Origin of the sequence: Paenibacillus sp. LjRoot56, from assembly GCF_964253335.1 — a bacterium.
Taxonomy (GTDB): Bacteria; Bacillota; Bacilli; order Paenibacillales; family NBRC-103111; genus Paenibacillus_E; species Paenibacillus_E allorhizoplanae.
This window is the reverse complement of sequence record NZ_CAXURV020000002.1, coordinates 641,142-656,726: the sequence shown is the minus strand read 5'-3', so window position 1 is coordinate 656,726 and position 15,585 is coordinate 641,142. Positions and strand designations below refer to the sequence as shown.

13 protein-coding genes and 1 pseudogene are annotated in these 15,585 nt (G+C 36.6%); 3 read left to right on the top strand and 11 right to left on the bottom strand.

Annotated elements, in window-relative coordinates; translation table 11 throughout:
- The first annotated feature begins 63 nt into the window (after positions 1 to 63).
- Entirely contained in the window at positions 64 to 1,296 is a 1,233-nt protein-coding gene (locus ACSQ8O_RS15420) for a helix-turn-helix domain-containing protein (RefSeq protein WP_436242415.1), read from the top strand.
- A gap of 12 nt (positions 1,297 to 1,308) precedes the next feature.
- Here the strand turns inward: ACSQ8O_RS15420 and ACSQ8O_RS15415 are convergent, their stop codons facing one another.
- The 3 genes and pseudogenes from ACSQ8O_RS15415 to ACSQ8O_RS15405 all read right to left on the bottom strand — a co-directional run bounded on the left by ACSQ8O_RS15415 (position 1,309) and on the right by ACSQ8O_RS15405 (position 7,421).
- Entirely contained in the window at positions 1,309 to 5,598 is a 4,290-nt protein-coding gene (locus ACSQ8O_RS15415; RefSeq protein ID WP_436242414.1) for a S8 family serine peptidase, read from the bottom strand.
- 409 nt (positions 5,599 to 6,007) lie between these two features.
- A pseudogene (locus ACSQ8O_RS15410) lies at positions 6,008 to 6,139 on the bottom strand (YebC/PmpR family DNA-binding transcriptional regulator); the annotation flags it as partial.
- A 679-nt stretch (positions 6,140 to 6,818) separates the two neighbouring features.
- Positions 6,819 to 7,421 carry a hypothetical protein gene (locus ACSQ8O_RS15405; protein ID WP_436242413.1) on the bottom strand — a complete coding sequence of 201 codons (603 nt, stop codon included), beginning with the start codon at positions 7,419 to 7,421 and terminating at the stop codon, positions 6,819 to 6,821.
- Between the two features lie 180 nt (positions 7,422 to 7,601).
- Here ACSQ8O_RS15405 and ACSQ8O_RS15400 point away from each other — a divergent pair, with 180 nt between their 5' ends.
- Positions 7,602 to 7,838 carry a helix-turn-helix domain-containing protein gene (locus tag ACSQ8O_RS15400; RefSeq protein WP_436242412.1) on the top strand — a complete coding sequence of 79 codons (237 nt, stop codon included), beginning with the start codon at positions 7,602 to 7,604 and terminating at the stop codon, positions 7,836 to 7,838.
- A 58-nt stretch (positions 7,839 to 7,896) separates the two neighbouring features.
- Here ACSQ8O_RS15400 and ACSQ8O_RS15395 read toward each other — a convergent pair whose 3' ends face one another.
- Positions 7,897 to 8,748, bottom strand: a complete 852-nt coding sequence (locus tag ACSQ8O_RS15395) for a copper amine oxidase N-terminal domain-containing protein (protein ID WP_436242411.1) — start codon at positions 8,746 to 8,748, stop codon at positions 7,897 to 7,899.
- A 230-nt stretch (positions 8,749 to 8,978) separates the two neighbouring features.
- On the opposite strand from ACSQ8O_RS15395, the gene ACSQ8O_RS15390 reads away from it, so the two are divergent.
- Positions 8,979 to 9,239, top strand: a complete 261-nt coding sequence (locus tag ACSQ8O_RS15390; RefSeq protein ID WP_436242948.1) for a helix-turn-helix domain-containing protein — start codon at positions 8,979 to 8,981, stop codon at positions 9,237 to 9,239.
- A 164-nt stretch (positions 9,240 to 9,403) separates the two neighbouring features.
- Here the strand turns inward: ACSQ8O_RS15390 and ACSQ8O_RS15385 are convergent, their stop codons facing one another.
- The 7 genes from ACSQ8O_RS15385 to ACSQ8O_RS15355 all read right to left on the bottom strand — a co-directional run bounded on the left by ACSQ8O_RS15385 (position 9,404) and on the right by ACSQ8O_RS15355 (position 15,453).
- Positions 9,404 to 10,900 (bottom strand): SIR2 family protein, encoded by a 1,497-nt coding sequence (locus ACSQ8O_RS15385; protein ID WP_436242410.1) that lies wholly within the window; start codon positions 10,898 to 10,900, stop codon positions 9,404 to 9,406.
- A 101-nt stretch (positions 10,901 to 11,001) separates the two neighbouring features.
- Complete coding sequence (locus ACSQ8O_RS15380; protein ID WP_436242947.1) at positions 11,002 to 11,220, bottom strand: nuclease-related domain-containing protein; 219 nt, start codon at positions 11,218 to 11,220, stop codon at positions 11,002 to 11,004.
- A gap of 163 nt (positions 11,221 to 11,383) precedes the next feature.
- On the bottom strand, positions 11,384 to 12,016 hold the full coding sequence (locus ACSQ8O_RS15375) for an EcsC family protein (protein ID WP_436242409.1): 633 nt from the start codon (positions 12,014 to 12,016) through the stop codon (positions 11,384 to 11,386).
- A gap of 314 nt (positions 12,017 to 12,330) precedes the next feature.
- Positions 12,331 to 13,044, bottom strand: coding sequence for a hypothetical protein (locus ACSQ8O_RS15370; protein WP_436242408.1), 714 nt, complete (start codon positions 13,042 to 13,044; stop codon positions 12,331 to 12,333).
- A 74-nt stretch (positions 13,045 to 13,118) separates the two neighbouring features.
- Positions 13,119 to 14,090, bottom strand: coding sequence for a stalk domain-containing protein (locus ACSQ8O_RS15365; protein WP_436242407.1), 972 nt, complete (start codon positions 14,088 to 14,090; stop codon positions 13,119 to 13,121).
- 519 nt (positions 14,091 to 14,609) lie between these two features.
- The gene (locus tag ACSQ8O_RS15360; RefSeq protein WP_436242406.1) at positions 14,610 to 15,173 is read right to left on the bottom strand and encodes a hypothetical protein; all 564 of its coding nucleotides are present in this window, start codon (positions 15,171 to 15,173) and stop codon (positions 14,610 to 14,612) included.
- Positions 15,174 to 15,201: 28 nt separating this feature from the next.
- Positions 15,202 to 15,453 carry a hypothetical protein gene (locus ACSQ8O_RS15355; protein WP_436242405.1) on the bottom strand — a complete coding sequence of 84 codons (252 nt, stop codon included), beginning with the start codon at positions 15,451 to 15,453 and terminating at the stop codon, positions 15,202 to 15,204.
- Between the last annotated feature and the right edge of the window lie 132 nt (positions 15,454 to 15,585).

The following is a 15,585-nucleotide window of genomic DNA, read 5'->3' as shown; positions in this document are numbered from 1 at the left end:
TACACCTATTTTAATGTACAATGAGATCGTAATCACTTTCGACGAAACTTGGGGGAATTTAGTATGTATGAAGGGAAAATTATTAAATTCTATCGAGAGAAATCCCAATTAACGCAGGAGCAACTGGGGCGAGGTATTTGCTCTGACACGCATATTAGTAAAATTGAACGTGGATCTACTGAATATTCACCTGAGATTATCACCTTTCTGTCCAAACGAATGCAAATCGATATTTCATTAGAAGCCATTCGGCTTAAAAATATAAGAACACGTCTTCATCATTGGCATGACGTTATTATTGAGCAGCTATTTGAGGAAATGGCTGTGTTGTATAAAGAACTGGAACAGGAACCGCTTATCCAACTCTCAGACTACCAACCACTTTACAACTTGCTGAAGGCCCGCTACTATTTGATGCACAACCAAGCTGATAAAGCCTACAAGGTAATTAAAATCTTCCATAAGGATGTTCAGCAACTTCCCCTGTATGAAAGTAATTTATACAAACATGTCATGGGTATGTACTATATGTCGAAACAAGAGTACTTAAAAGCTATTGATACGTTAACGGCGATTGTTCATGAGGATTACAATAATCCCGAGTACTATTATCATTTAGCCTCAGCCTATCACGCCATTCAGTCACCCGTCATGGCTTACTTCTATGCTGAGAAATCACTTGCTTTTTTCAAAGGTATCAATAGCTTCTTAAGAATTATCGATGCCGAAATGCTGATGCTGATTCAAGTCAAAGATGAGAAAAGCCGCGACTTTAAAGAAACCATTCGACGGTTTGAGAAGCTGATTCAAAGTTGCGATATCTGCCAAGCACCTGTTCGTAAAGCAAGAGTTCTACATAATTTGGCTTATGAGTACATGAGAAGAGAAAATTATAAGCTTGCCAGCAAGTACTACCAGCAATCCATGAATTTAAAAGAAAAGAAAACAGGTGGATACCTGCTTTCTTTGGAGGGATATATTCGAAGTTGTTTACATGGGAATCTACTGCCAAGTGAAGAATTAATACAAATCGCCAAAGATGGGCTAGCCCTAGCCAAGAAGCTGAAGGAAATCTTCTATATGCATCTGCTTCAGCTCCTCCTTCTCTCGATACAGAATAGGGAACACGAGTATCATGTCTATTTAAGTGATATAGCTCTACCTAAGTTTAGAGAATCGGGCAATACATATCTAATCCAAAATTCGGAGAAAGAATTATTTGCCTTTTACATGAAGACGAATCAACCCGATAAGGCTTTGGATATCGCAACCAAAGTGATGAATAAAGTGAATTGATTTTCTTGTAATCTAGTTAATTGGCTTAAGACCGAGTTCAATCAAGTAATAAGCCAAATCCTTTTTCCCGTCTTTGTCTTTCGGTTTACTCTTACCTTTCACATCAGGATCCATCTTCAGGAAGTTCTTTTCAATGTAACGAACTTCTTTCTCGTCCACCGTTCCATCTTGATTTATGTCCTCTTTCTTGGAGGATTTTCCGAAAGCGTTGGCGACTTTCTTGAGATCTTCAATGTCGATCATCCCATCACCATTCACATCTCCGGCGTAGCTAATCGGTTGTAATTGTCCAAGCAATTGATTTGTCCCGATCAGCTCGCCACCTTCTGATTTACTCAATTGGACCGATAATTTACTTCTCAAATGCCCTGGGACCTCTACAATGACTTCATAAGCTTGTTTCGTGACAGGGAGATTATCAATGTAAAATACGCCGCTTGGATCAACAGTTCCCTCATACGTTTTGCCATCCGCCGATTTCGCAAACACTTTAGAGCCAATTTCACTTAAATCCTTCGTCCAATCCAAGTAACCATTCTCATCTAGAAAGGCCTCCACCCAAGTTACCGATGAAATTGTTGAGTGTTTTGGAATAATATCAAATCCATTGATTTGATTAAACACAGGTGCTATCGTTTGTACAGTTTCACCATATTTCTTGTAGAAAAACTCTTCAATATTTTGCTCGATATTCATCGTATCTTTGATTACCCCAAACCACTTATCATCCACTAATTTAAACGTGACATCAAGGAAGGCACTGTCTCCATCAAACCCATGGAAATTGTTGCCCGAAATGGTTGCTCCAACTTTCACCATTTGTTTCGCTTCGTACACATCGTGGTCCGTTACAACTGGCTTATCCACGTTCACCTTCAGGCCTTTTTGGGCAGCTATTTTTTGAAAAGCAGGATTTACCTTGACATCTACAAATTTAAAATGCTTATAGTAAGCTACTGTATATTGACCTGAGATTAGCTTTTCAACATTATTTAAGTTTAAGGTCATGGTAATCTCATCACCCAGATACACTTTTTTCTTGTTGTACTGCGGTACAACATATGCCGAGCCTGCTTTGATAAATCCGTAGTGACGGAAATCTCGAATCAGACGAGCATTTGTAGCCATATCAATAGGGAATACATTCATCGTTAACGGATGATCTTGTAAATCCTCTGGCGTCACACCGAACTTCACATTCCCGTTCGCTTGAATTGGGAATTCTCCGTCAGGGAAAACATTTTGATTTTCATAATAGTACAAATGATTAGCGGATTGCGTGATTTTTGATGTGGCCAATGATTCAATCGCTGTATCATGTACGTTGGCATGCACCCAGAGCGCACGATGGCTTTTTCCATCTATCTCTTCAACTGTATACATATCATCACTAACTTCATAAACGCCTGGTGCATAATCAAGGAATTTGAGTTCAGGTAAAGTATTATCAACAACAAATGCTTGTTCTTTTGTAAATGTGTGACCATTCGCTTCCGTCGCAATCATCTTGATTGTGTAAGCACCTTCAGGTAAGTTGACAGCATCAGCGCTAATGGTTGGATCAGTAGGATCTCCTATTAAAGGATACACCCATCCGCCAACGGGGTAGATATATATATCTTGGTCTAACGGCACATTAACCGCATTAAGCGTACCAACATTAGCACTTCCCAACACTTTTCCGTTTTTATCCGAAATGAGCACATCGATGGTTTGAATAGCACTATTTAATTTAAAGAACAATATTTTAATTGGGTCTTCTTGAAATGGATGCATGATCTCAGGAATATCCGTCATAATGGCCTGATTACTTAATTGTATATACTCAATTCCTGGCTCAACGACACGAACAGCGAAAGGAATTCGATATTTCTCTACTGTTTGTGTAGCATCTGCACTCACAATGTTAATATATCCTTCATATCTGCCTAATGCTGCATAGGCCGGCACCTGAATGCTCGCTGTCAGATCGAACAACTGATTGGCTGCCACATTCACCGTGTTTGGAACCGTAACTGTAACACCATTTGCTGCAGCATTCGGTACACCAGGCTTAGCCGGCATATACTCAACGGAGAACGTAAATTGTTTATTTTCAACGCTTCTGTTTTGAATGCTCAGACGTCTGCTCTCTTCTACGGCTTTATTAACAACTTTCGCGTGGTTCCCAAAAAATATGGAGCCAGTTGGATCTTCGATTTCGACTAGTTCGCCCTCATTGTTTACGTTTAGCGTCTTATCTATTACTTTAATAGAAGTAGTCGCATAAACCGCTTCGACAACATCAACTAATCCCGCACCCACTTCATAAACAGAATATGTACCATTCAGCGCATCTGCGGTATTCATCAATGCAGCCTTTACATCAAAAGGCGTGTACGTAGGATTTTTTTGCAAAATCAGTGCGGCAATACCTGCCATGTGCGGCGTAGCCATCGATGTGCCAGATATACGAGCATAGGCAGACGAATAATCAATCCCATCTTCTGGACTATTGATATACTCTGGGTAGCTGGAGTAAACAGCCACACCCGGCCCGATTACATCCGGTTTAATGTCGTAATTCGTATTGACCGGTCCTCTTCCACTAAAATCTGCTAGTTGATTACCTTCTGTTGTCAAACTGCTAACATGACCAAACGTAATTGTAGGCAAACTATCTAATCCTAATAAGAACTCCCCTTCCGCTCTAGTTAACCGGAAAGAAGGGATAAATTTAGGACCTTGCCCTGTATAATGCGGAATTTCGCCTTCGACATTATTGAACATGAGAACCGCTTCCGCTCCAGCCGCTCTCGCATTAACGACTTTCTCATCTAACGCATTTTCCCCACGCTGAATTAGAGCAACCTTCCCCGTAAAGTCCTTGCCTTCAAAGTCATTAGTCATACCTAGTCCCGCGAATTCGATAGGGAATGTCTGTCCTGTTAAATCTTCAAGGTTGTCCGTAAAATTTTTGGCTAGCAGTTTCATATCCGGAAGTTGTGTAGCAACGGTCGAATAGACAGTCGCAGATACCGTTGGAATGGTCATGGAGAAATTGCTTGCTCCAACTGTAATCCCAAGCGCTGTTACGCCAGGTACAGTTACGGTTCTCTCATTTGGTCCAGAATTACCAGCAGCCACAAGACAAACTACGCCAGAGAGCGTTGCGTTGTTAATCGCTGTAGATTCAGGTGCTAGTGGATCATTGTATGTGGCTCCCAAGGATAAATTAATGACTTGCATCCCATCTTTAATAGATTTATCAATGGCTGCAATTATGCCACTCTCAGCTCCACTGCCATAGGGACCTAATACACGATAAGCATAAAGATCAACTTCCGGCGCTACACCTAAAGCGGGAGAACCAACGTTATTGCTTCCTTGGCCAGCGATCGTTCCCGATACGTGAGTTCCATGAGAAGTGAAATAAGTAGCTCCTTCTGGTTTTCCAGCCTCTTCCCAATCCCTGTATGTCGTTTCCATAGGATCCGCATCGTTATCGATGAAGTCCCATCCTTTAACTGTTGTTGGATCGATTGACTTCGGATCAACATTCCGTTGAGCCTTATACCCTTTATACACATCCTTTAAATCAGGATGATTATAGTCGATCCCGGTATCAAGGACACCAACTTTGATCCCTGTCCCTTTAATACCTTTATCGTGAAGAACGTCAATACCATCTAAAGGAATACGATTCTCATCGGTTTGTTGCTCGGTCAGTGCTTCAATTTGAGCAGATGACAAGGCCGCTTCCTTCGGATCAAGCTTAACGACGTTATCTTTCCAAATTCGATTTACGACGCCTGATTGCATTAACGATTCAATATCAGAACCTGGCAGGGTCATGGCTACGCCGTTAATTGCATGGTGATACTCTCTTGTAATTTGTATGTTCTTTTCACCAATAACAAATGGATTAATTTCAGAAATAGATGGCGTCTTGCCTTGCTTTTTTTGCACAAACTTTTTAAATATGTCATGATTTTCTTCTGCATGAGATTGCGCGGCTGTAGGTGAGATGTGAATGCCCTCTGCCGCTTGCTTAATCACTTCTACCTTAGCAGGAGCCTGCTTAAATTCAATGATGACATTTGTCAATGCAGCACTCTTCAGATTGATTTCTGGCGAAATGACAGGTCGTCCGACTTGAATTTCGGTTAGCGCTTTCTTTTGCTCAATCGATAGATTTTTCAATAGACTCTCTGGTTGTGGAGAAGGACTATTAGCAAATGCTTGATAAGGAAGAAATGATGATACGACTAACAAACCAGCTAAAGCTTTTAAGGTCATTTGGCTACATTTACTTATACGCATAATTTCTCTCCTCACTGTTATTTACTCTCTATTATCAAATAGGTATAACGCTAATAGAGTTAGTCTACATGCACATCAAAAAGACGTAAATGGGGGGAATTTGGGCCGTTTTTCAGCATTTTGGGATTAAAAAAGTGATGTACGCATGGGGAAATTACCATATAATACAAAAAAATGCGCCCCTAAATGCTAGAGGCGCAAGCTTTTTATTACTTATTAATTGGAATATTTCTCCTATGAGTGAAGTCCGAAACTTTATGCTTTTCCTTCACTTTTGAATCTCGTAAATGATGAATTGCTCTCTACCAACAATTACCACTGCACTTCCAACCTATCCTGATGATCGAATCCATACCATAATAAAAAGCAGTGCGAGGCTAGATCTCGCACTGCTTTTTCCAACTATAACCTATTCCACGTTATGATACACTTGTTGAACATCCTCTAAATCTTCCAAAGCGTCAATCATTTTATCGAATTGTACTTGTGCGTCATCGGATAACGTAACGTTGTTTTGAGCAATCATCGTCAACTCAGCAACTGCTCGGGCTTAATTTATCATCGTTTATGTTACTCACTATTTTGTATGAAATTGTATACGTATATCTTATCACATATTATGGAATTTTACTATTTCAAAGTTAATGAGTATCCCACAATACAAGCTTAAAACATAAACCCATTCCACTCGTTCCCCTTTCCAAAATGTTCCACAAGCAATTCTAACGCTCATTTGGACATAAGAAAAGCACAACCGCTTGGATGTGCTTTTGAATGGAACTTCTCTTTTATTAAAACGCTTTTGCTACTTCTTCGGCATAATTTAATATATGAATACGGTCTGCTCGACCTTCAATGGCATATGTATCCGACCACGATGCAAAAGGTTTTCTATTTGATTCTAAGACAATTCCTGCTTACTCCATCGCTTCACGATTCAATGCTTCTTCGATGCTTTCACCACCTTCAACGTCCACCAACAGTCGTTAAAACTTGCTAATCCTTATCCCATACCATAACTATTGAACCATCTACTATGAGTGATTCGCCATCCCAAACCAGCATCCGTAAACCGACTCTCACGCTCAAACACCACCACACGATTTGTCACCCAATCCTTAAAATTTTTCTTAATAGAACAATGGTGACAAATCGAAGCTGTTACCGCTAACACAAAAAAGAAGTAGCCATCGGCTACTCCTAATCCCACTTTAGCAGAATCAGTTCTGAATTGTTACCAACTTACCATCCTCAAAATACAAATACTTGTTACCTGCGTATACCCACTGCTCAGAGACTTTGTTTGCAGAAGTAGTTTTATTTATACTTCTAGGACTTCCCCATTTTGACTGAAGAACTTCATCTTTGGTCATCCCTATTAATATGCCACCGTTCTCAATCTTTGTCGTATCTTGATATTTCACCTTAGACCCGTACTCTTTTGTTAATTTATTGATCTCATCTTGTGAAACTAAGTTACTTATTGGCTTCAATTGAGTTAAAAAGTTTAGAGCAGTATCAATGTTAGATGGTATGTTCTTATTAACTTCTACGAAATAGTAAAGATTCATAAGTTCTTGTTTATCTTGGGATAAGTAATCGATCTTAGCCATTAGATCATCTTTGATTTCTACTAGCAATACTTGTTCAGCGTCGTCGAACCTTTTCTCTTTAGTAAGAGTTAGTGCCTTTGAGAAGGGTGTAGTTGTATTGCTTGGCAGCTCACTCACTTTCGACTGCACTGATTGTTCTTTTGCTAAACAACCTGTGCCGATAAAAGCTAATAAAACAATGATAACTAGGTGATTGCATTTCTTATTCATTTTATGACACTCTACTTTCGTTAATATTTTGCCCTTCCACATAAATCTTAATGTAACTCTATCATTTATAATTTTTAATGCATCACAGTTTAATGTAAATTTAAACCATTTTGAATAGTTCCGTGTGCAGACACCTATTGAACCATAGAATGGTAATGGTTTCTAAAAGGAGTTACCCCTTTGCATATCGAAGCTATTTTTGGGAAAGTGCTAAAGAGTTTAAGGATTAAACATGACCTCTCACAAGATAAGCTTGCCGAAATTTCTACACTTGAAAGAACATTTATTTCTATGCTGGAACGTGGAAATAGCCAACCATCATTGACAACAGTCTTTGAACTTGCAAAAGCATTCAACATGAAGCCCAGCGAACTCATCAGACTTGTTGAGATTGAATTTGACGAACGAAACCACTAACAAATAGACAAAGAAGCCGCAGAGCGAATCCTGCGGCTTTTGACGTTACATTAGAGATTTATGGGTTAAGTGAAACTTTCCACTTTAATGTATTAGTTGATGGTTGTTTGCTAAAAAATGTTTTAGTTCCATATTCCAAACAAAATGCCTTTTGGCTTTTTGTAGCCTTAAAAGTATAAGTTCTTGAAATACTTTCTGTTGGCATTAGTTTACCAAAAAAACCATATTGAGGTTCAGAATCCCCATTATCATAATATATCTTGAAGGTTGCTTCATCAATAGCTTTATCAGTCGTATTGTTCTTCTGCTCATATGTAAAATTATACTCGTAGAAACCTCCTTTATCTACAACTTCAATTTTCGTAACAGTAACGGTCATTTCATTTTCTTCGGATTTGTAAGGTTTACTAAGTTCTAAATACTTAATGTCTGTTTGTTTTACATTAGATGTTGTTTCTGTTGAAGTATTTCCCAAATTTATTTGTCCATGTGTGGTCACATTAATCCTATGGTTTACTCCATCCCAACCAATTTCATTTCCACTCACTTCGCCAACAAACCTTAGCGGTACTAGTGTACTCCCTTCAATAATGGTCGGAGGTACTTCAAGGGTGACAGATTGCCCATTTACAGTGGCATTTTTTTCCCCAACTTGCATTTGGATATTTAATCCATCTTTTGTTCCAGTGATTGTTTGAGTGGACGCATCCCAGTATACTTTCATTCCAAATTTTTCGAATAATGCCCTAAGTGGTACAAGTGTAGACCCATCTTTTATCATTGGCGGTACTTCAAAATTGAGTTGCTGCCCGTCAACGAATACTGAAATAGGCTTATCTCCATCGGCAAGAGCAATGGTAGGAATAGTTAATGCCATACAAATTAATGATGCAAGTGTCTTTCGAATCATCCTAATCATCTCCATGGTATGAAAAATTTGTCACATTTCATATTATCGTATAAATACGAAGTTTACAATGATATATCTGATTTATATCTCTGTTTTCATATACTAACCTCACCTACGATTGTTCTTGGAAAGTGATGATATGTCATCAGATTTCATCAAATTGGTAGGAGAGCGAATTAGGACATTAAGAAAAGGAAAAGGATACACACAAGAGTCACTCAGGCGTATACATCACATACATATCGGATATAGAACGTGGGGAACGCAACATTTCCCTTGGAACGCTTGAAAAGGTACTTATTGCTTTGGAGGTTAATGCCATAGAGGTATTCCGCACCGAAGGAATTGAGTCAATTGAAGCACGTACTGACAGGAAATTGTTAACTGACGCTTTTCATTCATTATTAGTCGGAAGAAAACTGGAAGAAGTGCAAATGCGACTGAAGGTGGTAAAGGAAGTGTTAGGAACGTTTGACCGACTGGAAAAGTGATGAGTCGCAAACACAACCAACACAAACAGACGCACAGGAATCAATCCTGAAGCGTCTGTTTTCGTTCTTTGCAGTTACTTGTTCCTACATGAAAGAAGAATTTTATGGAAGAGCCAGAACGCAACACTCACGAGCGTCGTAAATTTCCCAAATCATGTCTAATATCAACTGCTAATAACAGCATTCATCAATTCAATCTCTTCTTCCTGTAATACTTCATCAGACTGAAACTTAAACTCTTTAAGTCGTTGCTGCCTTTTAATAGGATTTTCAGCTACTGTTCGACAATCTTGATTTAGTTTGTCAACCATTCCTGTAATATAGTTTTGAATGTTTGGTGGCATTAATTCAAAGTCTATACCTTGTTCAATCCAACGCCATATATTCGATACTAGTGGAGGTGTGGGCTCCCATCCCCAATCATAGACAAATTTAATTGCTCTTGCTGCGATTACACTATACAATCTTTCACTAATACCATTCACATTTGTAATAATGAAATGATCTGTACCATATTTAGACTTTGGTTGTCTAACATTTGATACTGACATTATCACAGCTATTATAATTGCTTTACTAAATGGATCAGTTAGTTTCAAATTAAAATTAGCAGCATTTAATTCTTGAGTTTCATCATCAGTTTTCACCTTTTTAGCCAACTCAATAAACATATTTACAATTTCATTCTCCATATCTTGAGGAATTACTCCCAAGTCACACACTTCTCTGAATGAATTAATGCCAACTCTAAATTCTTTTTCTCTAATTGTTTTTTCTAATATTTCAATTTCCAGTTTACTAATAATTTTTCGAGGTACATTTGGGGGTGAAGTAAAGAAATCACTCAAATCGTCTTCAAACTTTTTGAATCTTGCATTTTCTATTAATAGTCGCAGAAAATCCCTAAATGCTAAGTCAGGATCACTTGAATTCGGAATCTCTTTCATTGGATCAATTAATGTTATTCCATAATTATCACATAACCCCTGTAAACGATCACTATATCTATAGGCTACCATATAAGATTTTGGCAATCTTCCAAAGAAAGCTGAGTTCAGCTCATCAAACATCTGTTGAATATTATTATCCCTAAAACTATAACCAATGAAAAATAAATTTTTAGCGATTAAGTCAGATCGTAACCTGATATTAAGCGCATTTTCATTTTCTTTAATGCGCTTTTCGTAATCTTCTTTTGTAAATATTATTGACTCTGGTTTATTAAGATCACCGTGAAATTTAATATAGAGTTGCTCAGATAATTTTACTTCCGCAAAGTCGTTAATTTCGATTATTATCCTGAATTTCTTACCATACTTCTCATATCCTTTTTCCATCACGTTATCTTGGTTTGTTGTGTATATGGCAGGAACCCCCATATTCATTATAGTTAAGTGAATATATCCCTTTTCATCATCAAATTCATTTATTTCTAACTTATTCTTTAGAAACTCACAAAACTTTTCTCTGCCAAATGTATCCACATATGTTTGAGCGATTAGCAAATGATCTGTTTCTGATGTTAAACCTACCTCTTGCCTCATATCATTAACCAAAGAGTCCCAGTCAGGCATCATTGATACAGAACAACCAGCACCTATAAATGGAACTAATTTTTGTTTAGAAACCAAAACTGATAATTCATTAATTATTTTACTCATTAATACTCCTCACTTCATTTCCATCTTTTATACTAACCTATTTAATGCAATCATATATCTTTTGAACATCATCTTTACCTTGAGCAATTTCCATGTATTTACTAATAGTTCTTATTTGAGTCAGCCCTAGCGCTAAAGCATACGATGGAAGTGAATATCTTCTCTTCATATTCTACAAGCAATGCTTTTAAGGCTTGAAAATGTCCATAATTTTGTCTAAGTGGATTGTACAGCCTTTCCTTCCGCTTGTAGATGACTTGAGTCCAGTAATCTGCTCTTTCATCACCTAGAATCCAACCAGTATAATTCTTTGTCTCAATTACGAATACTCTAATGCACCTTAACTGGTTGAATAGTTAAATTGTACCATGTGATCTTTCGTTTGTAGAGAAAAATGTAATATTTTGTAGGTCTTATCTCATAGAAACGCAAAGAAAAAAGCTTCTCTTCATGGAAGCTTCTTAAATGACTAGAAATCAATTATTAGACGAATATTTTTTTAGCTGTGTTAGCAATTATATTTGTGCTTATGCCATCACTTGCTCCGCCAACAATCCCTCCTATTACAGGGACAGCTTTAGTTAAAACAATAGGTGCTTTTGTGCCTTCTTTTGAGATTAATCTAAATCCAACTTTCTTGTTGATTATCTTGATAATTTCAGATGATAACTTATTTTTAATATAGTTTGTCATCATTTTTTGAACAATGATGATACCTGAACTTTTTAATATCTCCATTGCTGAATTTCCAGTTACAGCAACAAATACTAATGTTTTGACCTGATCGCTTTTCAAATCATAGCCTTTCAAATGTGCTATTGCAGCAATCATTCTAATTTGAACGTAAAGCACACTAACCATGTTTGCTGGCAATGCAACAGGTAATGTAATTAGTCCACCTAGACCAGTTAAAAAGCCAGCGGTTATCGCCTTAGCGTTCTGATAACGAACAAGGGATTTTATAGCATCTTCTACAGATCCATTATTTTTCGACAAATAATCCTCAGCCATTTCCACCGCTGAATCAAACTTAGGGATACCATTAATTGCTTTTTCGTAACAGAAATCTAAAACTTTTAACATTTTATTACTTTCATGTTCTTGATTTGTAGACATATTCCCCCATCAATCCCCTCTATTCAGACATTTAGTAATCCCATTCGACAAAAGTAAATAAATACCTCTTTAAATTTGTAAGATTTTCCTTACATCACTGAATACACTCATATTAAGCCATTGCAAATAAATTATCGTGCAAATCGAGATTAGAGTCGCTGGCTGGGAGTGCATAGGGGGTCTAGAAATAGTAGGTATTTGCTCAGTATTTAAACTAGCCCCCTCCCCTGTGCCAAGCAAATATACATATATAAAGGTGTACTAAATAAAAAAGAAAGCACATCATTGTATATGTGCTTTCTGAGACTCCATTTTTATTTAATCCTAAAACTGTAACTATCGAAAGGATTAAGGTTGTTGTTTTCTAAATAATTCCTTACGTTTTCTATTGCCTTGTCAATCATCTGGTTATAAAATTCAACTGGATAACAGATCTCCCAGACTTTATTATTTATACTAATCTCACCAGTTTCTTCATTTCTACTCATTGTTTGATATTGAATATAATGTGGTATAGCTTTATCGAACAGGGGGGTTGCACCAATACTTCTCATTTCATGAGTTAAACTATTCCTTAATTTCCATAATAAATTTACGTGCCTTAAATTCTCTACTGGCATTCCCTCAATATTTCTTTCTCCCTTAGCGAAATATTTCTCTATTTGGTTAATAGTTGGGTCATAACTAAAAGGAACTGGTGTAGAAGAAGGGAATCTCCTTATTTCATCAATTGCATATTCCTTTAAATAAGCATATCGTTCTTCTGAATTATTAGTTAGTAACAGTATTAGCTGTTGTAAACTGATACGTTGAGCATCTTCCCATTCACAATACTCTATTATAAATTGAACAAATCGGAATCCATTCTTCCTTTCCAATGGATAAATACATTTTGAAAGCATATCTAACAAATTAAATAGCAAAGTCCTTTTATGATTATTTAGATATTGGTCACCACTAATATTCATTATAGATGCTTTTATCTCTTTAACTTTGCATATGTAATCATCAATATTGTTATACTTCATAATTTATCCCCCTGTTTTTAACACTTCTATCACAAAAATAGAAGAACAAATTACGTCTATGCTCAATTTGTTATTTATTTCAAACGCTCAACCGTAACTGAATCATCCATTCCATCAACCTTCATCTTATAAACTCCACCACTACTATAGATAATTACATCAGGCATGAAAGAATAATGATAACCGTATTTAAAAGAAGTCTGCTTCCATATTTGACCATTCAATAGTTTGTAAATATTGTCACTATCATATCCTTCAAAATCTCCATCAATTTTACTCTCTATCGTCGAAAAAGTAGAAGATGTTGGTGTTGGTATTGACGTTGGTACTGGTGTCGTTACTGGGAATGGTGCTGTGTTTCCTTTCTCTGCTGCTCTATACTTCGAATTTATCATCAAGGACAAAAACATTTTTTCATTACCTTTATGTGTTAAGTCAGTGAATGTAACTTTTTGAAAAAGTTCAGTATCCGTTATTTTTCCAGCGTAAAAATCTAATACGTCTTTGGTTTGACCTCTAAAAGACCCCAATACTTTTTTATCATTATTTGAGCCAGGAATTTTTACCCATAATAAGAAAGTTTCTGCATTTGTAAGAGACAGATTGTACAAAATATCCTCAATTTTTGAAGTGGAAAAAATATAATTTTCATCAGTCACTAAAAAACTAGCATCTATTTCATCATATTGTCTGACACTACTAGTAGCATATACGTCTCTTACATTATTGACATAAAGCCACTCTAAGACCTTAAACATTCTATTCGAATTATTAACATCAACGCTATAGCTTTTGGAATCCCATTCCACACTTGCTCCCAACTGTTCTAGCATGTAAATCGGAACCATAGTCCTTCCATTCAATATAACAGCTGGAACATCTTGAACATTTAATTCTTTGCCATTTTGCTTAACTTTGACAATGGGATTCCCCTCAAACTCCCCATTTATACTAGATGCACTTACTACACTCGTAAAAAGAAATATCATTGTCCCTATCAATATCACTTTCTTGTTTAATGTTACAGTGCCTGAAAACATCCCCATATTAGTTATCTTCCTCCTTAAAAAAGTTTTCTAGTGGGTATGCATTTGGATCTATCTCTATTTCGCTTTTATTCTCATAAGTAGCTCGATTAAAATTCAATCTAAGCGGACTTACCCATTTTGATCCAAATCCATCTACAGGAACAATTTCAACGATGATTGGATTACCAACTAACTCAGGTTGTTCAATTTCTAGATCAATAATTTTAACTCTTACCTCTATTTCACGTTCAATCGTAAGTCATGCATATTGACCAATATATTCCTCTCTTAATTCCTTTAAGTTATATTGTTTCACTTATACACACCTCCTACATGAATCCCTTTTTTTTCCTATTGTATCATTCTATTATCGGCTATTGTTAATAATTATCGTGCAATTGAGTTTAATGTCGCTGCCTGGGAGTGCATAGGGGGTCTGGGGATAAACACAATATATATTAGATGTTTAGTACGCCCCCTGTTCCCTTATGGATACAAGAAAAAAGCACCCAACCTTAGCTGGATGCTCTAAACGACTTAATCTAATTCTATGTTCCCATCAATCCCATATAACATACTTTCTAATTCTCTTAACCTTACTCTTTCATTCAAGTTTGAATGCCACAAATTAAGGTCATCCCAATAACTAAGATACGCTGTAAACCGCTTATGCTTATGATTCATCTCTTTTTCGAATTGTGAGTTAAATAATTTTGTCCATGAATTGATTACCCTGGAGTCAATAATTGGAACATACTCAGGAGCAATATAATGTAATACTTTAGATGTACCAACAATTGAATTATTTATATAAGGTACGAGTATCTTTAGTAAGTCTAATCGAATTGCCATATTGCCCTTCTTAAGTTCTAATAGTGCAGGATGAACATATTCCCAATCAATATCCCCAACAAGCTTTGGAATTGTAGGCATCCAAGAATATGCAAATGCAATTATTTTGATAAAGTCACTCTTGTTCTCTAGTGGATGATTCTTAAAAATTAGTTCAGAAACCTCAAACCAATTGTCCCTTGTTGTAGTCCTGTTATTTCGTTCATGAAGCAAAGACAATTTAACATAACCATCTTGATTAAGTTCCATATTGCTCTCCTAACTAAACACATCTCAACTATTTACAATGCAGACACCATTCCGCATTTAAATCATCTGCTTCAACCATACTATCAATCCAAAAGTAATTACCGTTTTTGTTATTATTGTCAATTACCTTTTGCTTGAAGTACCTATCCTCAAGGTTTTGACAAGTTGTTCTATGTAGCATCACTTTTCTTAAGGGCTTATCAGTAATAACAATGAATCCGTTGGATTGACTTTTTCGTTGCTTGTATTCAATAATTGTCTTTATTTCAATACGACTCATAAACAGCAACCTCCCCAAATGATTCACTTTCCAAATTATAGCATTTATTCTTTTGGAATTGTATTAAAATCTTAGTGTGCAATCTCAAATTCATTCCTCCAAAATCAATGTCGTTGAAATGAGGTACAATCT